General features: G+C 71.2%; 20 protein-coding genes. 14 read left to right on the top strand and 6 right to left on the bottom strand.

The window, feature by feature from the left end:
• Positions 1-76: 76 nt before the first annotated feature.
• From AB0B90_RS23035 to AB0B90_RS23025, 3 genes are all read left to right on the top strand, one after another.
• Entirely contained in the window at positions 77-1,561 is a 1,485-nt protein-coding gene (locus AB0B90_RS23035) for a glycoside hydrolase family 130 protein (protein WP_350945590.1), read from the top strand.
• 114 nt (positions 1,562-1,675) lie between these two features.
• On the top strand, positions 1,676-2,233 hold the full coding sequence (locus AB0B90_RS23030) for a helix-turn-helix domain-containing protein (RefSeq protein ID WP_350945591.1): 558 nt from the start codon (positions 1,676-1,678) through the stop codon (positions 2,231-2,233).
• Positions 2,226-3,101 (top strand): SRPBCC family protein, encoded by an 876-nt coding sequence (locus AB0B90_RS23025; protein ID WP_350945592.1) that lies wholly within the window; start codon positions 2,226-2,228, stop codon positions 3,099-3,101. Before AB0B90_RS23030 ends, AB0B90_RS23025 begins: the two co-directional genes overlap by 8 nt.
• A 102-nt stretch (positions 3,102-3,203) precedes the next feature.
• Here the strand turns inward: AB0B90_RS23025 and AB0B90_RS23020 are convergent, their stop codons facing one another.
• Positions 3,204-4,325 carry a M12 family metallopeptidase gene (locus AB0B90_RS23020; RefSeq protein WP_362924615.1) on the bottom strand — a complete coding sequence of 374 codons (1,122 nt, stop codon included), beginning with the start codon at positions 4,323-4,325 and terminating at the stop codon, positions 3,204-3,206.
• Between the two features lie 163 nt (positions 4,326-4,488).
• On the opposite strand from AB0B90_RS23020, the gene AB0B90_RS23015 reads away from it, so the two are divergent.
• On the top strand, positions 4,489-6,717 hold the full coding sequence (locus tag AB0B90_RS23015; protein ID WP_362924613.1) for a LuxR C-terminal-related transcriptional regulator: 2,229 nt from the start codon (positions 4,489-4,491) through the stop codon (positions 6,715-6,717).
• Between the two features lie 181 nt (positions 6,718-6,898).
• Here AB0B90_RS23015 and AB0B90_RS23010 read toward each other — a convergent pair whose 3' ends face one another.
• A complete protein-coding gene (locus AB0B90_RS23010; protein WP_350945595.1) occupies positions 6,899-9,526 on the bottom strand; it encodes a CHAT domain-containing tetratricopeptide repeat protein in 2,628 nt (875 codons plus the stop codon).
• A 232-nt stretch (positions 9,527-9,758) separates the two neighbouring features.
• On the opposite strand from AB0B90_RS23010, the gene AB0B90_RS23005 reads away from it, so the two are divergent.
• The 4 genes from AB0B90_RS23005 to AB0B90_RS22990 all read left to right on the top strand — a co-directional run bounded on the left by AB0B90_RS23005 (position 9,759) and on the right by AB0B90_RS22990 (position 13,173).
• Complete coding sequence (locus AB0B90_RS23005; protein ID WP_362924611.1) at positions 9,759-11,201, top strand: S8/S53 family peptidase; 1,443 nt, start codon at positions 9,759-9,761, stop codon at positions 11,199-11,201.
• Positions 11,202-11,267: 66 nt separating this feature from the next.
• A complete protein-coding gene (locus tag AB0B90_RS23000; protein ID WP_350945597.1) occupies positions 11,268-11,846 on the top strand; it encodes a sigma-70 family RNA polymerase sigma factor in 579 nt (192 codons plus the stop codon).
• A gap of 166 nt (positions 11,847-12,012) precedes the next feature.
• The gene (locus tag AB0B90_RS22995) at positions 12,013-12,447 is read left to right on the top strand and encodes a hypothetical protein (protein ID WP_350945598.1); all 435 of its coding nucleotides are present in this window, start codon (positions 12,013-12,015) and stop codon (positions 12,445-12,447) included.
• Between the two features lie 135 nt (positions 12,448-12,582).
• A complete protein-coding gene (locus AB0B90_RS22990; RefSeq protein ID WP_362924608.1) occupies positions 12,583-13,173 on the top strand; it encodes a hemerythrin domain-containing protein in 591 nt (196 codons plus the stop codon).
• A 136-nt stretch (positions 13,174-13,309) separates the two neighbouring features.
• Here AB0B90_RS22990 and AB0B90_RS22985 read toward each other — a convergent pair whose 3' ends face one another.
• The gene (locus AB0B90_RS22985; RefSeq protein WP_362924606.1) at positions 13,310-14,434 is read right to left on the bottom strand and encodes an iron-containing redox enzyme family protein; all 1,125 of its coding nucleotides are present in this window, start codon (positions 14,432-14,434) and stop codon (positions 13,310-13,312) included.
• Positions 14,435-14,852: 418 nt separating this feature from the next.
• Between AB0B90_RS22985 and AB0B90_RS22980 the strand changes: the two genes are divergently transcribed.
• Both AB0B90_RS22980 and AB0B90_RS22975 read left to right on the top strand, forming a co-directional pair.
• Positions 14,853-15,308 carry a hypothetical protein gene (locus tag AB0B90_RS22980; protein ID WP_350945601.1) on the top strand — a complete coding sequence of 152 codons (456 nt, stop codon included), beginning with the start codon at positions 14,853-14,855 and terminating at the stop codon, positions 15,306-15,308.
• A 286-nt stretch (positions 15,309-15,594) separates the two neighbouring features.
• On the top strand, positions 15,595-16,065 hold the full coding sequence (locus AB0B90_RS22975; protein ID WP_350945602.1) for a MarR family transcriptional regulator: 471 nt from the start codon (positions 15,595-15,597) through the stop codon (positions 16,063-16,065).
• A 181-nt stretch (positions 16,066-16,246) separates the two neighbouring features.
• Here AB0B90_RS22975 and AB0B90_RS22970 read toward each other — a convergent pair whose 3' ends face one another.
• The 3 genes from AB0B90_RS22970 to AB0B90_RS22960 form a co-directional block, all read right to left on the bottom strand.
• The gene (locus AB0B90_RS22970; RefSeq protein WP_350945603.1) at positions 16,247-17,185 is read right to left on the bottom strand and encodes a sensor histidine kinase; all 939 of its coding nucleotides are present in this window, start codon (positions 17,183-17,185) and stop codon (positions 16,247-16,249) included.
• Positions 17,186-17,286: 101 nt separating this feature from the next.
• Positions 17,287-17,643 (bottom strand): DUF3140 domain-containing protein, encoded by a 357-nt coding sequence (locus AB0B90_RS22965; RefSeq protein ID WP_350945604.1) that lies wholly within the window; start codon positions 17,641-17,643, stop codon positions 17,287-17,289.
• A gap of 256 nt (positions 17,644-17,899) precedes the next feature.
• Complete coding sequence (locus tag AB0B90_RS22960; protein ID WP_362904078.1) at positions 17,900-19,237, bottom strand: aminotransferase class I/II-fold pyridoxal phosphate-dependent enzyme; 1,338 nt, start codon at positions 19,235-19,237, stop codon at positions 17,900-17,902.
• Positions 19,238-19,477: 240 nt separating this feature from the next.
• Here AB0B90_RS22960 and AB0B90_RS22955 point away from each other — a divergent pair, with 240 nt between their 5' ends.
• The 4 genes from AB0B90_RS22955 (at position 19,478) to AB0B90_RS22940 (ending at position 25,544) form a co-directional block, all read left to right on the top strand.
• Positions 19,478-20,086, top strand: a complete 609-nt coding sequence (locus tag AB0B90_RS22955) for a helix-turn-helix domain-containing protein (RefSeq protein ID WP_350945606.1) — start codon at positions 19,478-19,480, stop codon at positions 20,084-20,086.
• Positions 20,087-20,511: 425 nt separating this feature from the next.
• A complete protein-coding gene (locus AB0B90_RS22950; RefSeq protein ID WP_362924602.1) occupies positions 20,512-22,245 on the top strand; it encodes an ABC transporter ATP-binding protein in 1,734 nt (577 codons plus the stop codon).
• A 107-nt stretch (positions 22,246-22,352) separates the two neighbouring features.
• Positions 22,353-24,263: an ABC transporter ATP-binding protein gene (locus AB0B90_RS22945; RefSeq protein WP_350945608.1), complete on the top strand. Its 1,911-nt coding sequence runs from the start codon at positions 22,353-22,355 to the stop codon at positions 24,261-24,263.
• Between the two features lie 243 nt (positions 24,264-24,506).
• Positions 24,507-25,544, top strand: a complete 1,038-nt coding sequence (locus AB0B90_RS22940; protein ID WP_362924600.1) for an FAD-dependent monooxygenase — start codon at positions 24,507-24,509, stop codon at positions 25,542-25,544.
• The last annotated feature ends 102 nt before the right edge of the window (positions 25,545-25,646 follow it).

Here is a 25,646-nt window from a genome sequence, read left to right as displayed (position 1 = left end):
TCCAAGGACAGCCCTCCCCGTCCGCACCTCCCGAAGGGCGCCACGGCCCGGCCTTCCACCCGATAGACGAGGTGCCATGACCATCCAGGACCTGGCCACCAGGCTCGACCAGACCCTCGCCCCCGACCCGCGAAGAGTGATCATCAAGCTGTTCGTGCCCGGCGAGGACGCCGCCCTGACGCGCAGCCGGACCTCCGCCCTGATCGACCGCATCGCGCTCCTCGGCCACGACGAGACCGCCGCGCTGCTGGAGGAGACACTGCGAAGGTTCGGCGACCGGCACCGTGATCTCGCGACGACCTTCCTGCACCACTACGACCTGGTCCACTTCCGGGTTCCGAGCCGCCTCGACCTGCCCCCCGCGGCCCGCCTCCTGGTCGGCGCCTACTTCAGCCACGAGTACGCGGTGGAGGGCGCCGCGCTGTGCAACCCCTCGATGGTCGCCCACCCCGACCAGTCCGGCCTGAGCCCCGGACAGCTGCGCGTGGTGATCAGCACTCGGCAGATCGGCGAGGGCCACCTGTCGTCCATCGGCTTCGCCACGGCGGTGCTCGGCCCCGGCGACGAGCTCGTCATCGCCGATCGCTCGGGACCGCTCACCACAGGGCCCCGGCACGGTGTCCCCCACCGGCGCGACCTGCTGGCCGCGGCGCTCGCCGACGAGGACCGCGACAACGAGGTCTCCGCCACCGTGCTGGGCTCGCTGCCGGAGAGCTTCGACGACGACGACTTCGAGCAGGCGGTCACCCGGCTCCCCACCGACCTGCTCACCCGCACCACCACGTACGGCACCGTGGAGGATCTGCGCCGGGCGACCGCCTCCGACTACGCCGTGACCTTCCCCGCCGACGTCCCCCTTGAGCGGCGGGTGCTCTGGCCCGCCGGCGCGGCCGAGAGCAACGGAATGGAGGACGCCCGTTTCGTGAGGATCATCGGCGAGGACGGCACGCCTTCGTACCGCGCCACCTACACCGCCTACGACGGGCGGCACATCCGCTCGCACCTGCTCGCCAGCGACGACCTGCGTACCTTCGAGGTCACCCCGCTGCGCGGGCCCGCCGCCGTCAACAAGGGGATGGCGCTGTTCCCGCGTCAGGTGGGCGGGCGTCGCCTGGCGCTGTGCCGCTCCGACGGCGAGACCATCGGCCTCACCTCCCTCGGCGAGGACAGCAGGTGGCGGCGGCCGGTGCCGCTCCACTCCCCGCGCAGCGGCTGGGAGCTGATCCAGGTCGGCAACTGCGGATCTCCCCTGGAGACCGGGTCCGGCTGGCTCGTCCTGACCCACGGCGTCGGCCCGATGCGGCGCTACGCCATCGGCGCGATGCTGCTCGACCTGGACGAGCCGCACCGCGTCATCGCCGAGCTCCCCGGCACGCTCCTCACCCCCGGCGACGCCGAGCGCGAGGGGTACGTGCCCAACGTCGTGTACTCCTGCGGCGGTCTGCTGCACGCGGATGCCCTCTGGTTGCCGTACGGGGCGAGCGACGCCCGGATCGGATTCGCCCGCGTGACCCTTGCCACCCTTCTGGGGGCGATGCGAGCGCCCTCGGGAGACGGGTGATCCCGCACCGACTGACCGCCTGACCGGTTCGGCACGGGGTGGAGTAGGCCGCGCCGAACCTTCCGGCGCCGGTCATTGACAAAATATAATTTTATGTACAAGGTTGATTTTGCAATGAGAGACGTCCTGTACCTGGAACAGATCGAGCAGGCCGAGGCCCTGCTCAAGCCGCAGCGCATCGAGGTGCTGCGGCAGCTCGCCGAGCCACGCTCGTGCACCGAGGTCGCGGCCCTGCTCGACCAGACCCCGCAGCGGGTCTACTACCACGTCAAACGCCTGGTCGAGGCGGGTCTGGTGACCCAGGTGAGCGAGCGCAGGGTGCGCGGCATCCACGAGGGCGTCTACCAGGCGAGCGCCCGCTCCTACTGGCTCTCCCCCCGGCTCGTCGGCCGGATCGGCCTGCGCCCGACCGGGAACGAGCTGGGTCTGGGCTACCTGCTGGACCTCATGGAGGAGGTCCAGGCCGACATCGGCGCGCTCGACAGGACCGCGCCCGAGCTGCCGTCCGTCGGCGTGTCCGGCGAGATCCGCGTGCTTCCCGAGCGGCGTCAGGAGTTCCTGAACGAGCTCCAGACGACGCTGCAAGACCTTTTCACCCGTTACGGCGGCGCCGAGGGGGACGCCTTCAAGCTCGCCGTCGCCTGCTACCCCAAGGGAGAACCCCGTGAGTGATCCGATGAAGCTGAGCGCGCGGGTGGCCGCACCGCTCAAGGAAGTCCACCACGCCCTGACCGACCCGGGCGAGCTGCGCGTCTGGCTGGCCGAGCACGCCGAGGTCGAGCTGCCGCACCGGTACGAGTTCTGGGGACGCCACACCCCCGAAGGAGACGCGCCCCACCAGCGCCCGCTGCACGTCGACGACCACACGCTGCGCTTCTCCTGGCTGCTCGGCGGCGAGGAGACGACCGTCGAGATCACCCTGGAGGAGGAGAGCGCGGAGTCGACCGTCGTCTCGCTGACGCAGACCCACTTCGACCGGGAGACCGCGCTGGCGGAAAGCGGCGTCCTGGGGATGGTGCAGACGTTCTGGTGCCTGTCGATCGCGAACCTGGTCGACCACCTGGAGGGGCGCGAGCTCACGCCGAAGACCGACTTCACCTCCCCCGTCATGCGGGAGCGGCTCGTCATCGACGACTCGCCGGAAGCGGTGTTCGACTCGCTCGTCGACTCGGAGAAGTTCAGCACGTGGTTCGGCTACAGGATCGACATCGAGCCGTACGTCGGCGGGCGGTTCGCGATGGGCGGCTTCGAGGCCGACGGACAGCCCGCGAAGATCGCCGAGCTGGAGCCGGGCCGCAATCTCACCCTGGAGTGGCCGGGTCTCGGTCTCGTCACCTGGGAGCTGGAGGGCTCGGGCGGCGCGACGCGCCTCACCTTCATGCAGAGCAGCTTCAACGAGAGGAAACCCCCGTACGCCGGGTGGATGGGCTGGCTCAGCGGCCTCGCCGAGCTGCGCCGCTTCCACGAGCTGAGCGACTGGCGCTCGATCTGGCTCGCCCCGAGCGCCGACTCCCCGGAGGCGGCGACGGTGAGCGGCTGACCGCACACGCACGACTCCTGCGACACCGGTCCACGGGGGCAGGGTGTCATGGAGCACGGCTGACCGCGCACGCGCGACTCCGGCCCTCTCCGCGTCCGGCGCTCACCAGCACATGACGGCCGCCTGGCCGGGACCCCAGCAGGAGTGGACGCGGACGCGAAGGACGTAGCGACGGTCCCTGCGCAGGTGGACGCGCAGGGACGCGTTGCGCGGACGGCCTCCGTCGTCGTCACCCACCAGGTAGCGCAGGTCGCCGCCGACCTCCTCGAACAGCACCAGCACCGTGTCGCACTCGCCGAAGACACCGACGGCGTAGTCACGGGTCGCGCGGGGGATGATCGTGAAGTCTCGCTGTTCCCCCGCCCCGGCGCCGAGCGGGGCGGAGCGGAACGGCGGCAGTTCGGGCGGCGGCTCGGCGCCCGGGGGCGGATACCAGCGGCGGGCGAACGCGGCGTCGAGCGCGGAGACGGTGCCCGGTGGCGCGACCCCCGCCCGGTAGCACGGCGGCTCCAGGATGAGCCCCGGGCCGAACCGGTATCCCATCACGGACAGCGGATCCCACACCGGGCCGTTCGCCTCGCTCTCGTCGAGCCTGCGGATGACGTTGTGGAACGTCCGCGACCTGGGCCAGAGGTTCGGCGGTCCCGCGAAGTCCTCGTAGACGGCCTCCTCGTCCCAGAGGATGCCCGAGTACGGGCTCTGGTGCTCGTGGACCATGCCGATGACGTGGCCGATCTGGTGCAGCACGGTGCCCCGGCCCGACGCCCCGGTGAGGTCCCAGCCGAAGTTCGTCGTACGGGAGGCGGTGCCGACGCGGAGCGCCTCGCGTCCCACGGCCGACCACGATCCGGCGTCCCACCGGAACCCGATCCGCAGCTCCGCCTCGCTACGGTCGGCGACCTCGGCGAACTCCAACCCGATGCCGAGGTCCTTCCACTCCTGGAAACCCCGGCGCACGGCGTCACGCTGCCCGTCGTCCCCCCGCTCGCCGCCGGAATACCCGTCGGAATGCCCGCCGTCGTGTCTGCCGCCTTGTCCGCCGTCGCGTCCGCCGTCGCGTCCGCCGTCCAGGAAGCAGTAGTGCAGGACCGTACCGTTCAGCCACGCCCGCCGCCCCGAGAGCAGGGCCGCGCGTCGCCTCCCGTGGAGTCCTTCCGGCGGCGCGTGGGCGGGGTACGCGGGAAGCGAGCAGTGCCGGACGCGCTCGCCGGCGCCCGCTCTCATCGGCGTTCCCGTGGCGTGGAGGCCCCGGCCCCCGGACGTGAGGAGGAGATCAAGGAAACCGTGTCCACATGCCACGAGACTGGAGACGGAACCCCTGACGCGCATGAGTAGGGGGTACTCAATTCGACGTGTATCACGGACGGGGAACCCGGCTCATACAGCTGTGAGAAACCCACGGTCCCCCTGGCCGTTCACGGCCAGGACTGAGGAACTCGATCTCGTACGGCGAAACCTGGCGGCCGGCCGCCGGGGCGTCGTCGTGACCGGCGCGGCGGGGAGCGGCAGGAGCCGTCTCACCGCCGAGGCCGTCCCCGAGGCTGTGACCGCCCCTATAAGCAACCCCGTGAGCAACCCCGTGAGCAACCCTGTGAGCACCCCCGTGAGCGACACTGTGGCCGCCCCCGTCCACCCTCCTGTTCACGCCCACGCCTCCGTTCGCGCTCCTGTCCACGTACGGATCACCGGAACGCACGACACCCGGAACACCCCGCTCGCCGCCTTCGCGTCTCTCCTTTCCCACCCCTCGCGTCTCACGGAGTTCTCCGCCTCCCATGGGGCGGCGCCGCACCTCACGAAACCCTCCCCGCGTCTCGCGGGACTTCTCTGCCCGCCGGACCCCGTCGAGGCGCTGGACGGGGTGCGTGTGCTCGTCGTGGACGACGCCCACCTCCTCGACGAATCCTCGGCCGCGCTCGTTCTCCGCCTCGCGCTCAGGGGGCGTACCCGCCTGCTCGTCACGGTCAGGGAGGGGGAACCCGTACCGCGGGACGTCTCCCGGCTCTGGGAGGAGGGCCTCCTTCCGCGCACGACACTCGCCCCCCTGACGGAGAGCGAGTGCGGGGAACTGCTCTCCCGTGCGGTGGGCGGCTACGTGGACGCCCTCACCGTCAGGCGCCTGCACCGGGCGAGCCGTGGCGACCTGCGACTTCTGCGCGAGCTGGTCGTCGCCGTCCACGCCGGAGGGGATCTGAGCCACGTGTCTGGCACGTGGACCTGGCGCGGAGTTCCTCCGATGACGGCGCGCGCCAGGGAGTTGGTGGAGGAGACCATCCGCGACGTCGGCGGGGACGAACGGGAGGTGCTTGAGCTCATCGCATCGGGCAGGCCGCTGAAACTCGTCACACCCGGCGCCGGGGTGACCTGCGGCGTCCTCGAACGCCTACGGGCGAGAGGGCTGGTCACCATGGACGACCGGCTCTCGATACGGCTCGTCCATCCGCTGCACGGCCCGGTGCTCCGAGCCGCCGCGGAACGCCGCGGGGCGGGCGACCCGTCCGGCACGCGACGGCTCCTCCCCACCCCGGCCACGACGCTGGAGGCCGAGTGCGAGGAACTGGTCGTACGCGCGTACTCGGGAAGGCTCACGGGGATCCCCCGGGGCGCCGGCGAGCGGATGGCCGAGGACGACACCGGCTGGGACGAGCCCGCGATGCCGGAGTTCTGCGCGCGGCGGGCCCGCGTCGCCCGGCTGCGCGGGGAGACCCGCGAGGCCATCGCCTGGAGCCGCGAAGGGCTGCGCCGCTCCCCCCACCACCGCGCCTGCCTGGCTGAACTCGCGCACGCCTCCGCCTACATCGGCGACCTGACGACGGCTCGGCAGGCCCTGTCGCGCGGTCCGGCCCCCCGAGGAGACGCGCGGAGGCGCACGAGCGAAGACGCGCGGAGGAGCATGGACGGAGACGTACGGACGCCCATGAGCGAAGACCTGCGGACGCGCATGGGTGAAGACGCGCGGACGGGCATCGGCGGAGACGTGCGGACACGTATGTGGCTCGCCACCGAGCGGGCACTGACCTGGACGCTCGCCGCCGAGGGAGACCTCGACGGTGCCCTGCGGTCCGCGCTGCGCGCCGCCGGGGACGACCCGCTCGAAGACGACATGTTCGCCCTGCACGACGTGGCTCGACTCGGCACCCCCGAACTGGTCGTCGACCGGCTCGCAGACCTCGCCGACCGCGCCGAGGGAGACCTCGCCCCCCTGCTGGCCCGGCACGCCCGCGCGCTCGCCGGGCGCGACGGGGAGGCGCTGGACAAGGTGGCGCGGGGTCTCGCCGATCTCGGCCTGGCACTGTACGCGGCGGAGGCGTTCGCGCACGCGGCCCTCGTCCACGACGACCGGCGCGCCTCACAGTCCTCCAGGAACCGGGCCGCCGCACTGGCGGGAACGTGCCAGGGGGCGCGCAGCTCCGCCCTGGTCAACCTCGCGCTGCCGAAGCTGACCGCACGCCAGCGGCAGATCGTGAGCCTCGCCGCGGCGGGCCTGACCAACCGGCAGATCGCCGAGCAGCTCACCGTGTCGATCCGTACGGTGGCCAACCACCTGTGCGACGCCTACGCGCGGCTCGGCAGCAGCGACCGCGCCGACCTGGGAAGGCTCTTCACCGTTGGCTGACGCGAAGACCGACCACGCCGGGCGACCCGGCCGACCGGGCGCCGAGGCGCGCCCGTCCGGTGAAAGCCCGACCGGGCAACCAGGCGCTGAGACGCACCTGTCCGGTGAGAGCCCGACCGGGCGACCGGACGCCGAGGCGCGCCTGTCGGGTGAGGGGCCGGAGCCCGCCCGGCCGGGGCCTTCAGGCCGCGCCGATGGCGGAGAAGGACCAGCCGGTCGCCCGGTTGAGCGCGTCGCCGGGCATCGCGAGCCGCGCGTCGCGCAGGGCCTCGGCCATGCTCAGGCCACGCCGCAGCCCCTCGTGCAGGGCGAGCATCAGCGGAACCACGGCCTCGTCGTCGACGGGCACCGAACTCGCCACGATCCCGGCCGTGCCCAGCGGCAGCAGCGCCGTGGCGAGGCCGAGCAGCTCGTTCGCGCCGACCGGCTGCAGCCTGCCGGAGTCGCAGCTGGACAGGACGATCCGGTACGGGGCGCTGTGCAGCCGTTCGAAGTCGTGCACGGTGAGCGGGCCGTCGTCCATCCTCAGGGAGGAGAACATCGGGCTGTCGGAGCGGAAGGTGCCGTGCGCGGCGATGTGGGCGAGCCTGCTGCCGTCGAGCGCCGCGAGCACGGCGGGGGCGAGCGCGGTGCCCTCCTCCAGCACGGTCGCCTCCCCGTAGCGCGCGGCCAGCAGCGGGACCTCGGCGCCACCCGTCGCGAGCCCCGGCCCCCTCACCAGCACGACCCGCTCCCTGGACGGCGACGGTTCGATCCGCCGGGCGCGGAGCCAGGCGCTCGCGGAGGGCGAGACGCTCAGCACCCGCTCGCCCAGCGCCGGCAGCAGCGCCCAGGGGACGCCGTGCAGCCTGCCCGGCGGTACGACGACCACGGGGCCGTCCCCGAGGTGGCGTACGGCGGGACCGAGCAGCGACTCCTGGAGGCGGCGTCCGCCCGCTTCGAGGACGGGCAGCCTGTCCTCCGAGCCCCCGTACGCGATCCGTCTGAGACCGGCGCGGGCGTGGTCGGCGTCGATCGCCGCGTCGGCGAGCCGTCCCGCGGCGAACCTGCGCACCCGGCCCCGGCCGCAGAGCAGGACGTGCAGCTCGCCGTCGACGGCGACGATCTCGATCAGCCATCCGTCGCCGAGCCCGTCGAGCAGCGGGCCCGCGTCGAAGCGGTGCCCGTCGAAGCCGCCCGCGCTGCGGGTGCGGAGCGTCCGGGCGCGGATCTCCTTCTCCAGCCTCCGCTGTTCGCGTTCCAGCGCGGGGGCCGGCACGCCACCCGGCCTCGCCGTGTCGATCCGGCTGCTGATCTCCCGGAAGGCCGTCACGTCGCGCAGCAGCTCGGGATCGTCGGGGGGACGGGTGGGCGGGACCGCGAGCACGGTGGCGCGCCAGCGTTCGCTCCAGTCGAGGAAACGGCGGGGGCCGCCCCGCGCGAGGGTGGCCCGCTGCGCGAGTACGGCCAGCTCGGCCCCCTGCGCGGTCGCCCGCGCCCGCAGCTCCGAGGCGCCCAGGGTCATCCTGTGCTCGTCCAGCAGGTCGAGCCCTCGGCGGCAGGCGTCCAGCACGCCGCGCGTACGTCCCGCCGCGGCGGCTCTGAGCGCCTGGGCCACCCAGCCGTCCACGCGGGCGAAGGCGGGGCCGCGCGCCCTGGTCCTGGCGGCGGCGGCGAGGTGCCGTTCGGCGTCGGCCTCCCAGCCGAGGGCGAGGGCGGTGCGTCCGGCGAGCAGCGAGGCCTGGACCGCCTCGGGGGAACGCAGCTCCGCCAGCCGCAGGGCGACCTCGGCGGCGTCGCGCACCGAGCGGCCGGAGACCTTTCCCGCCGCGAACCTGGCCTGGACGAGCACGAGCCTGGCGTGGGCCTGCCACCAGTCGCGGCGCTGGCTGGAGAACAGCCGGATGGCCGTGCTCGCGCGGGCGATCGCCGCGTGCGGCTCGCCCGCCGCGATCGCGGCCCGCGCGGCGATGAGCAGGAGTTCGGCGCTGCGGGTCGTCTGACCTCCCATCCGGTTCAGCTCTTCGGTGGCGGTGTCGGCCTCCTCCAGCGCCTCGCGGGCGAGCCCCGCCGCCAGCAGCACCCCGCACCGGCGGATGTGCAGGACGAACATCGGCGTGCCGAGGGCCTCGTAGCGGCGCGCGGCCTCGTCGAAGAGGCGCAGCGCCGCCGGCAGGTCGCCGGACCTGAACGCCGCCAGCCCCCGGCTCTCCACCGCGTCGGCCTTGTCGTGCTCCTGGTCGGTGGTCTCCCACAGCCGCTCGGCGGCGACGAAGTCGGCCTCGGCCCGCTCGACGGATCCCATCGCGAGGTGGACGGTCGCCCTGAGCGTGAGCGCCCGCGCGGTCCAGATCGTGTCCTGTGCCCTGCGCAGGGCGGGAATGGCCCTGCGCAGGTCGTCGAGCGCCTCGCGGTGCCCGCCGAGCACCCACCAGACGTAGCCCCGGCGAAAAAGTACGCGGGCGCCGGTGATCCCGCTGCCCCTCTCGACGGCCGTCTCCAGCGCCGCCAGCCCCTGCCGGGTGCGGCCCGCGTGGATAAGGGCGGCTCCCAGGGTGGCGAGCACGTCCGCCTCCCGGTTGGCGGAGCCCGACCTGGCGGCGAGGGCGCGGGCCTTCCTCAGGTGGCCGATCGCCGCCGTGAGGTCGCCGAAGTCGCGTTGCCAGATGCCGATCACCTGGTGGGCGACGGAGGCGTCGTGCGGGGAGGGGGAGTCGGAGAGCACGGCCCGCGCTCCGGCCAGCGCGTCCGCCGGGCGGGCGAACACCAGGGGCAGCAGATCGAGAGGGTCTCCCGCGGGCCGCGGGATCCGCGAGCTTCCCCCGGTCACGGATCGATGTTAGACGTGGTGTGTTCAGGGCGTCCATGCCGCGGAGCCCTCCCCGAGAACACCTCCCGTCCAGCTCCGGACTCCCCTCTCCTTACCGGGCAATTCGCTCGTCCGTGCCGGGTGACTCCCCCGGTTCGTATCGAGCGGATCGCTCGGAAGGTGTATCAGTGAGGCATCCGGTGGCTCTTAACCCATGGCGACGTCAGGACATCTGCGAAACAGGATGGCGAGTATGGCACCAGACAGGTTCCAGGAACAGTTCGACCAGATCCAGGACGCCATGGGAGAGGTGGTGCTCGCGGCGGGTTTCGAGGGGTCACAGCCCATGTTCCTCTACGAGAAGGGCTACGTCCTCGCCCGCGTGGAGGACGCCGACGAGGTCGCCTCGACGGTGAGGAGAGCGTTCGCCAGGGATCGCGGCGACCGGGACGCGGGCGTGCGGGTGGAGCGGGAGGAGAGTCCCGGCGGCGTGCTCAGGATCCGGGTCGGGGAGCCCGACAGGAGGGAGCGCTTCGCCGACCGGGACGTGTCGGACGCGCTGAGGGCCGTCGAGGACCTGGAGCGCGAGAACAGGCGCCGCATGGTGTCCAGGAACCACATCGTCTCCATCGCGGTGAACTGCTGCCCCGGCGACGAGCCGGTGCCGATCTCCCGGTGCGAGTCGCCCAACCCGGCGGTGGCCGAACTCGCCGGCGAGGAGGGCGCGCCGGTGTCGGTCCTGGTGGTCGACACCGGGCTGGTGGAGAACTACCGCTCGCACCCCTGGATGCACCGCGTCGTGGGCGAGGGCAAGGAGATCGAGCTCGACGACGAGGGCATCCTCAAGCAGTACGTCGGGCACGGCACCTTCATCGCCGGGCTGATCAGCGCCGTCGCGCCCAACACCGACGTCACGGTGCACGCGACGCTCGTCAACGCGGGCGCGATCAGCGAGAAGGAGCTGGGTGACAAGCTGCTCGGGGGGATGCTGCCCGAGGGGAGGTGGCCCGACATCGTCAACCTGTCGGCGGGGACGCCGAGCACCGGCGCGGAAGCGCTCCTCGGGCTCGAACGCTTCATGGACGCGCTGATGGGCCACCCCGAGACGCTGCTCGTGGCGGCCGCGGGCAACAACGGCAACGACGTGAGGTTCTGGCCCGCCGCCTACGCCGACCACCCCGACTACGCGGGTGCCGTCGTGTCGGTGGGCGCCCTGCGGAAGGACGGCGCGGACCGCGCCTGCTTCAGCAACCACGGGCCGTGGGTGACGACGTACGCGCCCGGTGAGCGTCTGGTGAGCGCCTTCACCGCGGTGGACCCCACTCCCGCGGCGTACGACTACCAGCACTCCACCTTCCCCGCGTGCAGGTACGGCCGACTGTACGACTGCACCTGCCAGTTTCCGCCGCACCGGGGCGAGCTCACCGAGAAGATGGCGTCGTCGCCGAACGCCATCCGTGAGCGCGTCGAGTTCGACGGCCTGGCGGAGTGGAGCGGCACCTCCTTCTCCGCTCCCCTCGTGGTCGCCATGATCGCCAACTACATGGCGCGGAACCCGGGGGTCGGCTCCCGGGAGGCCGCGGGAAGGCTTCTGCGGGAAATCCCCGTCGGCAGGCTGTCCGGCATCACCACCCCGGCCCTCATCCCCGCCACCTGGACGCCACGGAGCGTACAAAGTGTCCCGGCCACGTCCTGAAAACCAGTGCGGGCGGATCGGTCCTGCGACGTACGATGACAGTCCAGAAAGCAAGGGGACGTCACCGTGGATCGAGACTCGATCGGCATCCTCTTCCGCGCCGCGGTGGACTCAGACGACGCCGCCGCGTGGAAATCCCTGGTGGAGGGCCTCAGCCCGCTCGTGTGGTCCGTCGTGCGCGCCCACGGACTGAGGGACGCGGACGCGCAGGAGGTCTACCAGACGACCTGGTTCCGGCTCGCCCAGAATCTCACCCGGATCCGCGAACCGGACAAGGTCGGCGCGTGGCTGGCCAGCACGGCGCGCAACGAGTGCGTCAAGGTGATCAGGGCCGCCCGGCGGGTCTCCCCGAGCGACGACCGGGAGATGTTCGATCGCGTCGCCGACGACCGTACGCCGGAGCAGGCGCTGATCGACTCCGAGGACGCCGCCCGGGAGCGGGAGCGGGCACGGGCGGCCTGGCAGGCCTTCCAGGAGCTCGGTGAGAGCTGCCAGCGGCTGCTGCGGCTGCTCACGGCCTCTCCGCCGTTCAGCTACCAGGAGGTGTCGGCGACACTCGGCATCGCCGTCGGGAGCGTCGGGCCGATCAGGCAGCGCTGCCTGCGACGGCTGCGCGTCCTTCTGGGCAGGAGGGGTTTCCGGTGAACCTCCCGAGCGGACGGGATGTCCGCGTGGACCTCCCCAGGTGTGCTTTCCGGGGGAATCTCTTCGGGCGTGCCTTCCGGGCGGACCTTGTCAGGTGTGCCTTCCGAGTGGACCTCCTCGGCAGGCGAGGTTTCCGGGTGGACCTCCCGGGCGGACGGGGTTTCCGATGAGTGACGACGAGCTGGAGGCGGAGCTGCGCCGAGCCATCGAGCTGTTCGACCCCGTTCCCTCGCATCTCCTGCAGATCGCGGTCGAGGCGTACACGCTGCGCACGCTCGACGCCGAGCTGGCCGAGCTGGTCTTCGACTCCCTGAGCGGATCCTCGCGGGTGCGGGGGGAGCGGCAGCCGCGCATGCTCACCTTCCAGGGCGTGGGGCTCACCGTCGACCTGGAGATCACCGTGACCGCCGTCGGCGGCCGGGTGGTGGGCCAGCTGATGCCGCCGCGTCCCCTTGAGGTCGAGGTCCTCGGAGGTCGTCCGGTCACGCTGACGGCCGACGACCTGGGCAGGTTCATCTACGACGACGTTCCCGCCGGGCCGTTCAGCCTCCGCTGCCGTCTCGGCGACGCGACGGTCGTCACCGAGTGGATCACCGTCTGACGGCGGCTCACCCCGCCGGGTGGCGGGGCGAGGTTCCTCGCGTACGCCTGCGCGTGCCGCCGCCTTCGCGGTGCCGGTCCCCCGGGTTTCGGTGCCCGGGTGCGGGTAATCGACCTGGTAGTCGAAGGGGGACCCATGAACGACCGCCGGACCATGCCCGAGCCGATGAGCGAGAACGATGTCGTGGACCTGCTGGTGCGCCAGCACGCGATGATCAGAAATCTGTTCGACGAGGTCGAGGAGGCCCCCACCGGGGCGCGGCGGGCCGATGCCTTCCAGCGTCTCGTACGGATGCTCGCCGTGCACGAGACCGCAGAAGAGGAGATCGTGCACCCCTACGCGCGTCTCAAGATCGAGGACGGGGGCGAGGTGGTCGACGCGCGCCTCGCGGAGGAGAGGGAGGCGAAGCAGTTACTCGTCGACCTGGAGGAGCTGGGTCCCGGGCACCCCGAGTTCTCCGCGCGTCTCCAGGTGTTGCGTGCGGCGGTGCTCGCCCACGCCCACGCCGAGGAGAGCCACGAGTTCGCCCAGCTGCGCGCCCGCACGAGCGTGGCCGAGCGCCGGGCCATGGCGGCCGGGGTGAAGGCGGCCGAGGCTCTGGCACCGACCCATCCGCATCCCGGTACGGAGTCGATGATGATGAACCTGCTGTTCGGGCCGCCTCTCGCGATCGTGGACCGGACCCGCGACGTGATCCGCCAGGCCATGCGCGGCTCGGGCGACTGAGCAGGGGCGGTCACGACCTCGGTGCCGCGCCCGCCTCTCGCGACAGGAGCTCTCACGTCCTCGGCGCGGCACCCACCTCTCACGGCGGGAGTGGTCACGACCTCGGCGCCGTGGCCGCCTCTCGCGACAGGAGCGCTCACAACTTCGCCGCCGCATCCCCCTCTCGCAGCGACGAGGCGCCGCGACGCCAGCGGCTCATGACGTGCTCGGCGAAGAGCCGGTCCAGAGTGAGGGCGCAGGCCGCTCCGTACAGGACGTCACCGACCCGGGTGGGGTGCCGCGTCACGAACTCGCCGCACATGTCGTGCGCGGCGGCCTGCTCGCGGACGGCGTCGGCGCGTGCGTGCTCGTCGTAGAAACGCCTCGTCGCCTCGTCGCCGCCCAGCCTGCCCAGTCCCGTGGAGTAGCGACGGTTGGAGATCGAGGAGATCGTCTCGAACACCGCCAGGTGACCGAGCAGCGCCCCGAGATGACGTCGGTGCAGACCGAACAGTGACATGGTGTTGGAGATCGCCAGCGTGATCGCCGGAACCCGGTCGAGGTAGGCGCCGTAGGAGTCGTCCAGGCCCAGCCCGCGCATGGTGGCCCGAAACAGCTCCGAGCGCGTCCGCCCCGCGCTCCCCCCGCCGTACTCGTCCGCCTGGATCGCCGGCAGCGCCGCCTTGGGGCGGCCGTCCAGCCCAGGGATCGCCCAGGTGTGCGGGCCGGCCTCCCTGAGGTGGTGGATCGACCGGTGCGCGACGAACTCGCGGAACTGCTCCAGGTCGGCCTGCCCCTGGAGGAACCCGGCGAGGTCGGGCCCGTCGACGGCCGTACCCACGAGTTCGGCGAGGGCCTGGCGGGTCTGCTCGGGCCGCGAGGCGGGTGGGTACGGTATCGCCCGCGCCAGTCCCTCCTCGAATCGCGCCTCCAGGATCTCCCGCACCTCCAGAAGGGAAGGGCTCCACTCCCACCGGTCGTCCACCCCCGCGAAGCCCCGGTAGTGCAGCTCGTAACAGACGAAGAGCGCCAGCTGCACGTCCTCGTCCATGAGGACGGGGCCCGCGAACCGGGCGGGGAACGACAGGAGTGGGAGCGAGAGGAGACCGAAGCGGTGCGGTGGTCGTACCAGCCGCTCGAAGAGCATGGAGGTGATCGGGCCCCGCACGGCGGGCAGCGCCGGAGCCCTGCCGGGGAGTTGATCCTTCACCGCGATGCCGTCGTCGTGGACGTCGGCGATGCGCCGCCCGTAGTGAGCGGACGCGTCGAACTCACGCGCCATGCGTCCCCCGTTCGATACCCAGAGCGATCCGCTGCCCGACCCGGAGCCGGCGAAACGCCGCCAAGATCATTCTTTCCCCCCGATGAGCTGCGGAAACAGCGAAATACTCAGCTATTCCGTAGCCCTGAGGTACTCCTGCCGTCAGGAGGTCCGCCGAAGACGGGCAGCGGATCGAGCCGGCGGCCGGTGGAGCCGCCGGTTCCGTACCGGTCGGCGGAGGCGGCCGGGATGTTCCACGATGTTGCGTGCGAAGCCCTGCCCGTGGGGACGGTGCGGCGTCTTCGGCCGTTTCCGGCGGTGGAGAAGAAGTGATGATCCTCACCGAGAACCGGTGAAAACGCCGGTGAGAACATGGTGTCCCGGCGCGTGGGAACCGTGGAAGCGTCGGTCTCTCGGTACGGGAAGGTACGGTCGGCTCATGTCCGAGCGCAGCATGCCGCATGACCTCGCCGCCTGGGCGTGCCCCCACGGGCAGGACGCTCGCCGGGGTTGCACGACCTGCTACGAGGAGTCCATCGATCCCGACACCTCGCACCCCTTCTGGGAGGTCGCCGCGTGGTTCACCACCTCACGGCCGCTCCCGATCAAAACGCTCCAGGACGCGCATCATCACGATCGTCATTTCGCCCTCGACCAGCCGTCCACCCCGCTGGTCTACCTCCTGACGGGACGTGCCCGCGCGAGCGACAGCGTGCAGGCGATCGCGGGCGTCGTCGGCTTCCTGATGCACAACCGGCACGTGGTGTCCGACTTCACCGTGACCGAGACCCGTGCCACCCGACGCTCTCCCGGCACTCCCAGCGCGCCCAACGCGACCCGCCAGACCGACAAGTGGCTCCAGGACCGGCGCCGCCCCGACGGACGCGCACCGTGAAAGCCCTCCCGCCGCACCGCAGGTGAGCGCGCTGCGGATGAGCAGGGCCGCAGATGAGCAGGGCTGTGGATGAGCAGGCTTGGATGAGCGCGCCGCAAACGAGCGGGGCCGCAGATGGGCAAGGCCGCGGATCGGCAGGGCCGCGGGAGTCCCGCCGCACCACCGAGACAGACAGGCCGGTCGTCCCCATCCTCCGCCACGGCGCGCCGCCGAGGATGACAAGGTACGGCGGCAGTCCCTAAGCTCGACAACACCATTGTCGAAACGTCGAGGCCAGGAGGCGAACGTGGCGGCCGACCCTCCTGGCTTCGAGCTCCCGCTCCGGCTCTTTCTCGGCTTCCGGGTGCTCATCGACGAACTCCACGCGGAGCTCGCCCGCCAGGGGCATCCCGACATGCGACCGATGCACGGCTTCGTTCTGCAGGCGATCGGCCCCGAGGGCACCACGGCGGTGGAACTCGGCCGGCGGCTCGGCGTCTCCAAGCAGGCGGCGGGCAAGACGGTCGACACCCTGGAGCAGCTGGGTTACGTCGAGCGCGGCTCCGACCCCGGCGACGCCCGCCGCAAGATCGTACGGCTCACCGAGCGGGGCGTCGACAGCCTCGTCCGGTCGGCGCGTATCTTCGAGGACCTGCGCGCGAGCTGGGCGAGGACCATCGGCGAGGACCGGCTGCGTGCCCTGGAGTCCGACCTGCGCGCCGTGACCCCGGATGAGGTCTTCCGCCTCGACGTCCCCGGCTGGTTCGGCGGCCACTGAACGTTCACGGGAGCGACGGACGACGGGACCGCGCGAGGCCGGTTTCGGCCGGTTCCAGGGAGGCGACTGCTCGCGGACGGCGGTTCCGGAATGCCGAACACGCGCGGACACCGGTTCGAGGCATGCCGGAACAGGCGCGGACGCCGATTCAGGGGACGTCGTAACAGGCGCGGACACCGGCTCACGGGTTGTCGAAACAGACGCGGACGGTGGTCCCGCCCTCCCCTGTGTGCACGCGGACCAGGTCTCCGAGGAGGTTGGTCACGAGCAGTCCCCGCGAGCCCTGCTGCCGGGAGTCGGCCGGGCGGCGTCCCGCGAGGGGGTCGACGATGTGGCCCGCGTCGCTGACGTCGAGGACGATCCGGCGGTCTTCCGTCCAGATCCGCAGGATCCCGGAGCCGCCCCCGTGTTCGATGCTGTTGGCGGCCAGCTCACTGGCGATCAGCCGCAGATCCTCCAGGCGCACCCCCGACAGGCCCGCCCGCTCGGCGTACCGGACGGCGAAGGCGCGCACCCGCCACAGGTCCTCGCCGCCGAAGGGGAGAACGTCGGCGTCCTCCGGTTCCGGCAACGGCCCGCCGCACTTGCGGATGACGCGTTCCGGCGCGTAACCGGTGCTGGTACGCGGCCCCGAGCCGTCCACGAGAACGGGATGGGCCGCCTCGGCGAGCTCGATGATCTCGGCGTCCAGCCCGTCCAGGTCGTACGGGCACAGGATGACGGCGTCCCGCCCCGAGAAGGCGAGGTTGATCAGCGCCTCGTGCAACAGGCACGCGTCGTGCTCCGTCCGCGGCCGGTCCGGCCAGACCGGTTCGCCGACGATGCGGACCCGGCGGCCTGGGTGGAGGTCGGCGAAGGCCCACAGGACGGCGGGGATGATGCGCCCGGGGTTACGGCCGACCTCCTCCATGTCGAGGAAGTGCACCTTGTCGGCCGCCTCGCCCAGCTCCGCCCGGATGAGTTTCAGGTTCTGTCCCGGCACGGCGACCGCGACCGGCTCTCCGGCCTCGACGCCCTCGCGGACGAAGGGCACCGTACCGTCCAGATACTGCCGGAAGCCCCGGTAGAAGAGTGCCGGATGGGCGAACAGCTCCACCCTGGCGGTCGTCGGCGCGTTCACGGCGTCTCCATTTCGATCGGGGAGGGTTCGGAGGCTTCCTGTTACTTTGTCAGCCTCCGGCTTCCTGCCGCCCTGTCAGCCTCCGGCTTCCTGCCGATGCGTCAGCCTCCCAGTCGTGACGGTCTGAGCGGGTTGTGGCCCACCTCCAGCAGCGCCCGTCGCCGGTCGTCGTCGTCCTCGTCGACCGTACCCTCGGCCAGCGTGTCCTCGACACGGTCGACGGCCTTGCGCATCGTCTCGATGTCGTCGGTGGTCAGGTCGGCCTTCCGCTTGCCGAGAACCTGGAGCACCTGACGCCCGAGCGGCGGCATGGCCGCCTCGGGGCTCACGGCGGCCGCGTCCTGTGAGGCCGAGGCCGACGCGAGCAGGAAGGCCCTCAGCTCCTCCGATGTCATGTTCACGACCTCGTGGAACTCCTGCCACACCAGGTCGAGGATCAGATCCGACTCTTCGGCCACCGTGCTCTCCTCTCATGCCGGGCCGGTAAGGCCACGCCCCGGACACGAACCGGCCACCGGCGCGGATCGGACCTCCCACGGGTGGAGGCGCGCGGTGACGGGCGCACGGCCCGCCCTACCCCGGCTTCCGTCCCGTTAACACGCGGGCCGGGGTACGGGCGGGAAAAGAGCCCTGATGATCAAGTGGGCCGAGCCTCCCGGACGGCGGTGTTGCCGGCCGTTACGGAAAGGCCCCGGACGGCCGGGCAAGCCCTCCTCAGGCGGGGTCGTCCACCGTGAAGCGCACTCCCGAGAAGCGGCTCCGCCACTGGGTGACCTCCGGTGCCACGGTTCCCGGGTCGACGTTCTCGTCCAGGCCCCGGGCGATGAACGACGCCAGCTCCGGCATGTCCGCCTCGGTCATCCCGAGCCTGACGATCTCCGGCGTACCGATGCGCAGGCCGTTCACGTCCCCCTCGACCGCTTCCAACGGCAGGCCGATGCCGCAGGCGAGGAGGTTCGCCTCGCGCAGCCGCCGGGCGGCCCGCTGACCGCCGCCGTAGCGGTGGGCGAGGACGGCGAACTGGTGGGAGCGGGTGCACCCGCGCTCGGCGGCGAAGACCGGGACCCCGAGGGCGATCAGTTCGTCGGCGAGCCTTCGCGCGGTCGCGACCATCGCCTGCGCGTAGGCGGGGCCCGCGGCCTTCCAGTCGAGCATCGTCATGGCGAGCGCCGCGGTCTTTCCCGCGTCGAAGTTCGCGGTGAGCCCGGGGTAGGCGATCGCGTCGAGCCGCTGGGCCAGCTCGGCGTCGTCGGTCACGATGAGCCCGCCCGCGGGACCGCCCAGGCTCTTGTACGTGCTCATGGTGATCAGGTGGGCGCCCTCTTCGAGCGGCTGCGGCCAGGTCTTTCCCGCGATCATCCCGCACAGGTGGGCGGCGTCGAAGAGCACGCGGGCACCGACCGAGTCGGCGATCTCGCGGATGCGCGCCACGGGGTGGTGGAACAGGTTGAGGCTGCCGCCGATGGTGATCAGCTTCGGCCGTACCCGTACGGCGAGCTCGCGCAGGGCGTCGACGTCCACCGTGTAGCCGTCGGACGTGACGGGGGCGGGAACGGTCTTCAGCCCGTACAGGCCGGCCGCGCCGGGCTGGTGGTGGGTGACGTGACCGCCGATGCTCGCCGGCGGGGCGATGATCGTGTCGCCGGGTTCGCAGACGGCCATGAACGTGTAGAGGTTCGCGAGTGCTCCGGAGCCGACGCGCACCTCGGCGTAGCCCGCACCGAAGACCTCCGCGGCCAGCTCGGCGGCGACGATCTCGATCTGTTCGATCGCCTCCAGGCCCATCTCGTACTTGTCGCCCGGGTACCCCAGCGACGCCCGCGACCCGAGGTTGGCCGAGAGCAGGGCCTCGGCCCTCGGGTTCATGATGTTCGTCGCCGGGTTGAGGTTGATCGACTCCACGTCGTGGATGCGGTGGTTCTCGGCCACCAGCCGCTCGATCTCACTCTGGACCGAGGACGCCGTCTGGTCCGTCACGGCCTTCAGGACGGACTGGACGCGATCCTCGGTGGTGGCGGGCACCCACGGGCGGTGGGCGAGGGCACGGGGCATCGGGTGTTCTCCTGGCCGACAGGCAGACGGCTGTCGCGGTGACGTCAGGATGTCTGCCAGACGACGTTAGAACGCAGACAATGGCCAGCGCATCGGGTGAAAGACGGGCTTTCTAGCTGCTTTTTCCTACATTTGCCGGAAAAATACGGCCAACTTCTGCAGAAAAGATCACTTCTTTCACACGGACCCCACCCCTTAAATGAGTGAGCGGCTCACTCATTCATTCGCTAGGATGCCGACGTGACATCGACCTCCCAGCGTGCCACCCCCCTCCCCCCCGACGAGCGGCGCGCGGCTCTCATCGCCTCCACCCTGTCGCTCGTGCTCGCCGAGGGGCCGGACGTGAGCACCCGGCGGATCGCGCAGGCGGCGGGGGTGGCGGAGGGAACGATCTTCCGGGTCTTCGCCACCAAGGACGAGCTCGTGAGCGTGGCGATCGCGAGCGCCTTCGACTCCTCCTCACTACTGGGCGAGCTGAAGACGATCGACCGTACGGCCCCCCTGGACGTTCGGCTCGTCGAGGCGGTCGAGATCCTGCAGCGGCGCACCGCGCGAATCTTCCGCCTGGTGGACGCGATAGGGATGAAGGCCATCGAGGCCGGTCACGAACACCGAGATCTCTCCGAGGAGAGCGCGCTGATCAGGGAGGCGCTCACCGGTCTGATCGAACCCGCCAGGGAACGGCTGCGCTGCGAACCGAGCGAGGCCGCCCGCCGACTGCAGTTGCTGGTCATCGCGTGCACCCATCCTCGGCTCGTCAAGAGCGATCCGCTGGCCGCCTCGGAGGTCGTCTCCATGCTGCTCGACGGGGTACGCCTCACCGCCGCTCCCCCGGAACCGCTTCCCTGACCTCCTACCGCTCCCCCGGAACCGCTTCCCCGATCCCCCGCCCTCTCCCGAACCTCTTCCCGACCTCCCGCCCACCACCCACCGGAACCGCTTCCCCGACCCTGCCCACGGCGCCCCCGGCACTCCGACGCTCCCGGCACCCCGCCCGCAACCGCCCCGACCTCGGTGGTCCCGGCCCCGGCGGCCCCGACGAGCCGGGAACGCGACCTCCCGTCCTTCCGTCCTACCTCGACCCTTTCCTCCTGCCTCGACGTCCTCCTCGGCTTGACCTCAACCGAGCTTCACCTCGCAGGCTGATTCCCACCATTCCCCTGAAGGAGATCCCCCATGATCCCGGTTACCGGGGCGACGAGCGCGACCGGCCGACGACGGCCGGATCCCCGGCACGACGTTCCTCGCCCGGCCACCCCGCGCGAGGAGCCCTCATGCTGACCCGGCTGCTCCGCACATACCTGCGCCCCTACTCGTGGGCGCTGACAGCCGTGGTGGTGCTGCAACTCGTCGGCACCATCGCCTTGCTGTACCTGCCCAGCCTGAACGCCGACATCATCGACCGGGGCGTCGCCACCGGCGACACCGGCTACATCCTGTCCGCCGGGGGCTGGATGCTGCTCGTCTCCCTCGTGCAGATCGCCTGCTCGATCGCGGCGGTCTACTACGGCTCCCTCACGGCCACGGGATTCGGGCGTGACGTGCGCGCGGCCGTCTTCCACCGGGTGGGGGGGTTCTCGGCGAGGGAGGTCTCCAGGTTCGGAGCCCCCTCGCTGATCACCCGCGGTACCAACGACGTGCAGCAGGTCCAGATGCTCGTCGTGATGACCTGCACGATGCTGATCGCCGCGCCGATCATGGGCGTCGGCGGCATCGTCATGGCCCTGCGTCAGGACCTCGGCCTGTCCTGGCTCATGCTGGTCTGCGTCCCCGCGATGCTGGTGTCGATCGGCCTGATCAGCGTCCGCATGGTCCCCCAGTTCCGCGCGATGCAGGATCGCATCGACCAGGTCAACCGGGTGCTGCGCGAGCAGCTCACCGGCATCCGCGTGGTGCGCGCCTTCGTTCGCGAGCGCGAGGAGACCCGCAGGTTCGCCGACGCCAACACCGCGCTGACCGAGACGTCGCTGCGCGTCGGGCGGCTGACCGCGCTCATCTTCCCCACCATCATGCTGATCCTCAACATCTCCAGCATCGCGGTCCTCTGGTTCGGCGCCGCGCGGGTGGACAGCGGGGAGATGCAGGTCGGCGCCCTCACCGCGTTCCTCATGTACCTGATGCAGATTCTCATGTCGATGATGATGGCCACCTTCATCTCGATGATGATCCCGCGCGCCGCGGTCTGCGCCGAGCGCATCGTCGAGGTGCTCGACACCGACTCGTCGGTGACACCGCCCAACGACCCCGTACGGCAGGTGAGCGGGCGCGCCGAGCTGGAGATGCGTGACGTCGAGTTCCGCTATCCGGGCGCGGCGGCACCGGTGCTGTCCGGCGTCTCCTTCCGTGCGAGCGCGGGACAGACCACCGCCGTCATCGGCAGTACGGGCTCCGGCAAGACGACGCTGATCTCGCTGATCCCCCGGCTGTTCGACGCCACCTCCGGCACGGTGTCGGTCGACGGCGTCGACATCCGCGACCTGGACCCCCAGATGCTCTGGACGCGCATCGGCCTGGTGCCGCAGAAGCCGTACCTGTTCAGCGGCACCGTCGCGAGCAACCTGCGCTACGGCGACCCGGACGCGAGCGACGCGGAGCTGTGGGAGGCGCTGGAGGTCGCCCAGGCCCGTGACTTCGTCGAGGCGATGCCCGAGGGCCTGGAGGCACCCATCGCGCAGGGCGGCACGAACGTGTCGGGCGGGCAGCGGCAGCGGCTCGCCATCGCGAGGGCGCTGGTCAGCAAGCCTGAGATCTATCTGTTCGACGACTCGTTCTCGGCTCTCGACCTCGCCACCGACGCGCGGCTGCGCGCGGCCCTGCGCCCGCACACCGCCGATGCCACCGTCGTCATCGTCGGCCAGCGGATCTCCACCATCGCCGACGCCGACCAGATCATCGTGCTGGACGACGGTGTCGTCGTCGGCCTGGGGACTCATGACGAGCTGATCGAGTCCTGCCCCACGTACCTGGAGATCGTCGAATCCCAACTGGCCTCGGAGGCCGCAGCATGAGCAGCGACCGGCCCATGACGACCACGCGACCGCGTCCCCCGATGCCCGTCGGAGGCTTCGGGCGCGGCCCCTTCGGGGGGGCCGCCGGGATGCCCGCGGAGAAATCGATGACCTTCGGGCCGTCGGCGCGCCGGCTCTTACGGCGCCTGGCCCCCGACCGCCCGAAGCTGCTGGTCGTGATCGCCCTCGCCGTGACCAGCGTGGTGCTGAACGTCCTCGGACCGAAGATCCTCGGCCACGCGACGGACCTGATCTTCACCGGGGTGATCGGCAGACAGCTGCCCGCCGGGACGACCCCTGAACAGGCAATCGCCGCCGCCCGCGCCGCGGGCAACGACAACTTCGCCGGCCTGCTCTCGGGAATGGACTTCGTACCCGGCCGGGGCATCGACTTCGGCGCGCTGGGCACCGTCCTGCTGTGGGTCCTGGGGATCTATCTCGCCGCGTCGGCCTTCGGCTGGCTCCAGGGTTACCTGCTCAACGACGTGGTGCAGCGCACCGTGTTCCGGCTGCGCGAGGAGGTCGAGGAGAAGCTGAACCGGCTCCCGCTGCGGTTCTTCGACGGCCAGCCGCGCGGCGAGCTGCTCAGCCGGGTCACCAACGACATCGACAACGTCTCCCAGAGCCTGCAGCAGACGATGAGCCAGCTACTGGTCTCACTGCTGACCGTGATCGGCGTGCTGACGATGATGTTCGTGATCTCGCCGCTGCTCGCGCTGATCGCCCTGATCACCATCCCGCTGACGATGTTCGTCACCGCGCTGATCGCGAAGCGCTCGCAGAAGCACTTCGTCGCGCAGTGGGCCCACACCGGCAGTCTGAACGCCCACATCGAGGAGGCGTTCACCGGTCACGAGCTGGTGAAGGTGTTCGGACGCCGTCCCGAGGTCGAGGAGGTGTTCAGGCAGCGGAACGAGGAGCTGTTCAAGGCCGGCTTCGGCGCCCAGTTCGTGTCGGGGATCATCATGCCGATGACGATGTTCATCGGGAACCTCAACTACGTCGCCATCGCCGTCGTCGGCGGCCTGCGGGTCGCCACCGGGTCGATGAGCCTGGGTGACGTGCAGGCGTTCATCCAGTACTCGCGGCAGTTCACCCAGCCGCTGACCCAGGTGGCCTCGATGGCGAACCTGATGCAGTCGGGGGTCGCCTCGGCCGAGCGGGTCTTCGAGCTGCTCGACGCCGAGGAGCAGGCACCGGATCCCGCAGCCCCGGTGCCTCCCACCGTCAGGCGGGGCCGCGTCGAGTTCGAGCACGTGTCCTTCAGCTACGACCCGGAGCAGCCGCTCATCGAGGATCTGTCCCTGGTGGCCGACCCCGGGCACACGGTCGCGATCGTCGGTCCGACCGGCGCGGGCAAGACCACCCTGGTCAACCTCGTCATGCGCTTCTACGAGTTGAACTCCGGACGGATCACCCTCGACGGCGTGGACGTCACCGCGATGCGCCGCGACGACCTGCGCTCGCACATCGGCATGGTGCTCCAGGACGCCTGGCTGTTCGGCGGGACCATCCGCGAGAACATCGCCTACGGCAATCCGCTCGCCACCGAGGAACAGATCCAGGCCGCCGCACGGGCCACGTTCGTCGACCGGTTCGTCCGTTCCCTGCCCGACGGCTACGACACCGTGATCGACGACGAGGGGGGCAACGTCAGCGCCGGGGAGAAGCAGCTGATCACCATCGCCCGCGCCTTCCTCGCCGACCCGTCGCTGCTCATCCTGGACGAGGCCACCAGCTCGGTCGACACCCGCACCGAGGTCCTGGTGCAGCACGCGATGGCCGCGCTCCGTTCGGACCGCACCAGCTTCGTCATCGCCCACCGGCTGTCCACCATCCGCGACGCGGACCTCATCCTGGTGATGGACGCGGGCCGCATCGTCGAGCAGGGCACCCACGACGAGCTGCTCGCCGCGCGGGGCGCCTACCACCGCCTGTACTCGGCGCAGTTCAGCGGTGCCGTGGTCCTCGAGGGCGACGAGCCCGCCGGGGAGGCGGTGGCCACGACAAGAGGGTGATCGCGACCGGGGCGACGGCCACGACGAGAGGTCGACCGCCACCGGAGCGACGACCACGAGGAGCGGATGATCACAGCGGGAAAGCGGTGATCACGACGAGAGACCGACCGCGGCCGGTGAACAGGTAACCGGCCGCGGTCGATCCCGACGCCTCACTCCGCCCGCCCCAACTTGCCTAATTCACCACAGCGGTGGTACCACAGACGTGGCACCACCGCTGTGGTGATTAGAGGGGAGCAGGGCATGAGGGGAAGAGCCGCCATCGTGGGGGCCGGGATCAGCGGCCTGACGACCGCCATCGGGCTGCGCGGCATCGGGTGGGAGGTGCACGTGCTCGAACGCTGGCCGAAGATCAACTCCCAGGGCACGGCCCTCGGGGTGCGGCCCGACGCGCAGGCCGCGCTCGCGCGGCTGGGACTGGACGAGGAGCTCCGTCGCCGTACGGTCCCCTACCGGCGGGCCCAGATCCGCACGCCGGGTGGCCGCAGGATCGCCGACCTCCCGCTGGAGCGCATCGAGCGCAAGGGCGGCGCGCCGGTCCTGATGTTGTCCAGGATCTCCCTGATGGAGATGCTGCTCGACGCCGCGGGGGACGCCTCGATCACGACCGGCACGGAGATCACCGATCCGGAGGCGCTACGCGGAGAGTACGACCTGGTGGTGGGGGCCGACGGGTTGCGCAGCACGGTGCGCACGGCGTATTTCGGCACCGCCGTCCGCCCGCGCTACACCGGGATCGTGGCCTGGCGGGGCGTCGTGGGGTTCGAGCCGGACCTACGCGGTGAGACCTGGGGACCCGGCCAGGTGTTCGGCATCACTCCCCAGGAACCCGGGTCCACCAACTGGTACGCCGCCGTGGCGACACCGGAAGGCCACCGGGAGACCCTTGACGAGCTGCGTGCCCGCTTCACCGGCTGGCACGCCCCGATCCCGAGGATCCTCGCCGAAGTCGACGAGGAGACCGTTCTGCGGCACGAGATCCACGAGCTGTCCTCGCACCTGAGATCCTTCGTGACGGGCAACGTCGCCCTGGTCGGCGACGCGGCGCACGCCATGTCACCGGCCCTCGGGCAGGGCGCGTGCCAGGCCCTGCTGGACGCCGTCGCTCTCACCGACTGCCTCCGCACCGCGGACGAGGTCGAGACCGCGTTGCGCGCGTACGACGCCAGGCGCAGAAAGCCCGCTCAGCGTCTCGTGACGATGTCGCGGCATATGGCCCGCTTCTCGAACCACCCCCTGACGGGACCGCGCAACGCCCTCCTGCGCCTCCTCCCCGCCTGACCACGGCCAAGACCTCCCGCTCGACCTCGTCCGAAGACCTCCCTCCCGGCCACGGCCACGTCTTTCCGCCCGACCACGGCCAGGACTTTCCGCTGACCGCAG

This window comes from Streptosporangium sp. NPDC049078, from assembly GCF_040648855.1.
Lineage (GTDB): Bacteria > Actinomycetota > Actinomycetes > Streptosporangiales > Streptosporangiaceae > Streptosporangium.
Note: the sequence above shows the minus strand (reverse complement) of the source record. Positions and strands in the feature narration are given on the sequence as shown.

Excerpts from the sequence above, each read along its gene's own strand:
- AB0B90_RS23035 (WP_350945590.1), top strand. The coding sequence starts at position 77 with ATGACCATCCAGGACCTGGCCACCAGGCTCGACCAGACCCTCGCCCCC.
- AB0B90_RS23030 (WP_350945591.1), top strand. The coding sequence starts at position 1,676 with ATGAGAGACGTCCTGTACCTGGAACAGATCGAGCAGGCCGAGGCCCTG.
- AB0B90_RS23020 (WP_362924615.1), bottom strand. The coding sequence starts at position 4,325 with ATGAGAGCGGGCGCCGGCGAGCGCGTCCGGCACTGCTCGCTTCCCGCG.
- AB0B90_RS23005 (WP_362924611.1), top strand. The coding sequence starts at position 9,759 with ATGGCACCAGACAGGTTCCAGGAACAGTTCGACCAGATCCAGGACGCC.
- AB0B90_RS22995 (WP_350945598.1), top strand. The coding sequence starts at position 12,013 with ATGAGTGACGACGAGCTGGAGGCGGAGCTGCGCCGAGCCATCGAGCTG.
- AB0B90_RS22990 (WP_362924608.1), top strand. The coding sequence starts at position 12,583 with ATGAACGACCGCCGGACCATGCCCGAGCCGATGAGCGAGAACGATGTC.
- AB0B90_RS22985 (WP_362924606.1), bottom strand. The coding sequence starts at position 14,434 with ATGGCGCGTGAGTTCGACGCGTCCGCTCACTACGGGCGGCGCATCGCC.
- AB0B90_RS22980 (WP_350945601.1), top strand. The coding sequence starts at position 14,853 with ATGTCCGAGCGCAGCATGCCGCATGACCTCGCCGCCTGGGCGTGCCCC.
- AB0B90_RS22960 (WP_362904078.1), bottom strand. The coding sequence starts at position 19,237 with ATGCCCCGTGCCCTCGCCCACCGCCCGTGGGTGCCCGCCACCACCGAG.
- AB0B90_RS22950 (WP_362924602.1), top strand. The coding sequence starts at position 20,512 with ATGCTGACCCGGCTGCTCCGCACATACCTGCGCCCCTACTCGTGGGCG.
- AB0B90_RS22945 (WP_350945608.1), top strand. The coding sequence starts at position 22,353 with ATGACCTTCGGGCCGTCGGCGCGCCGGCTCTTACGGCGCCTGGCCCCC.
- AB0B90_RS22940 (WP_362924600.1), top strand. The coding sequence starts at position 24,507 with ATGAGGGGAAGAGCCGCCATCGTGGGGGCCGGGATCAGCGGCCTGACG.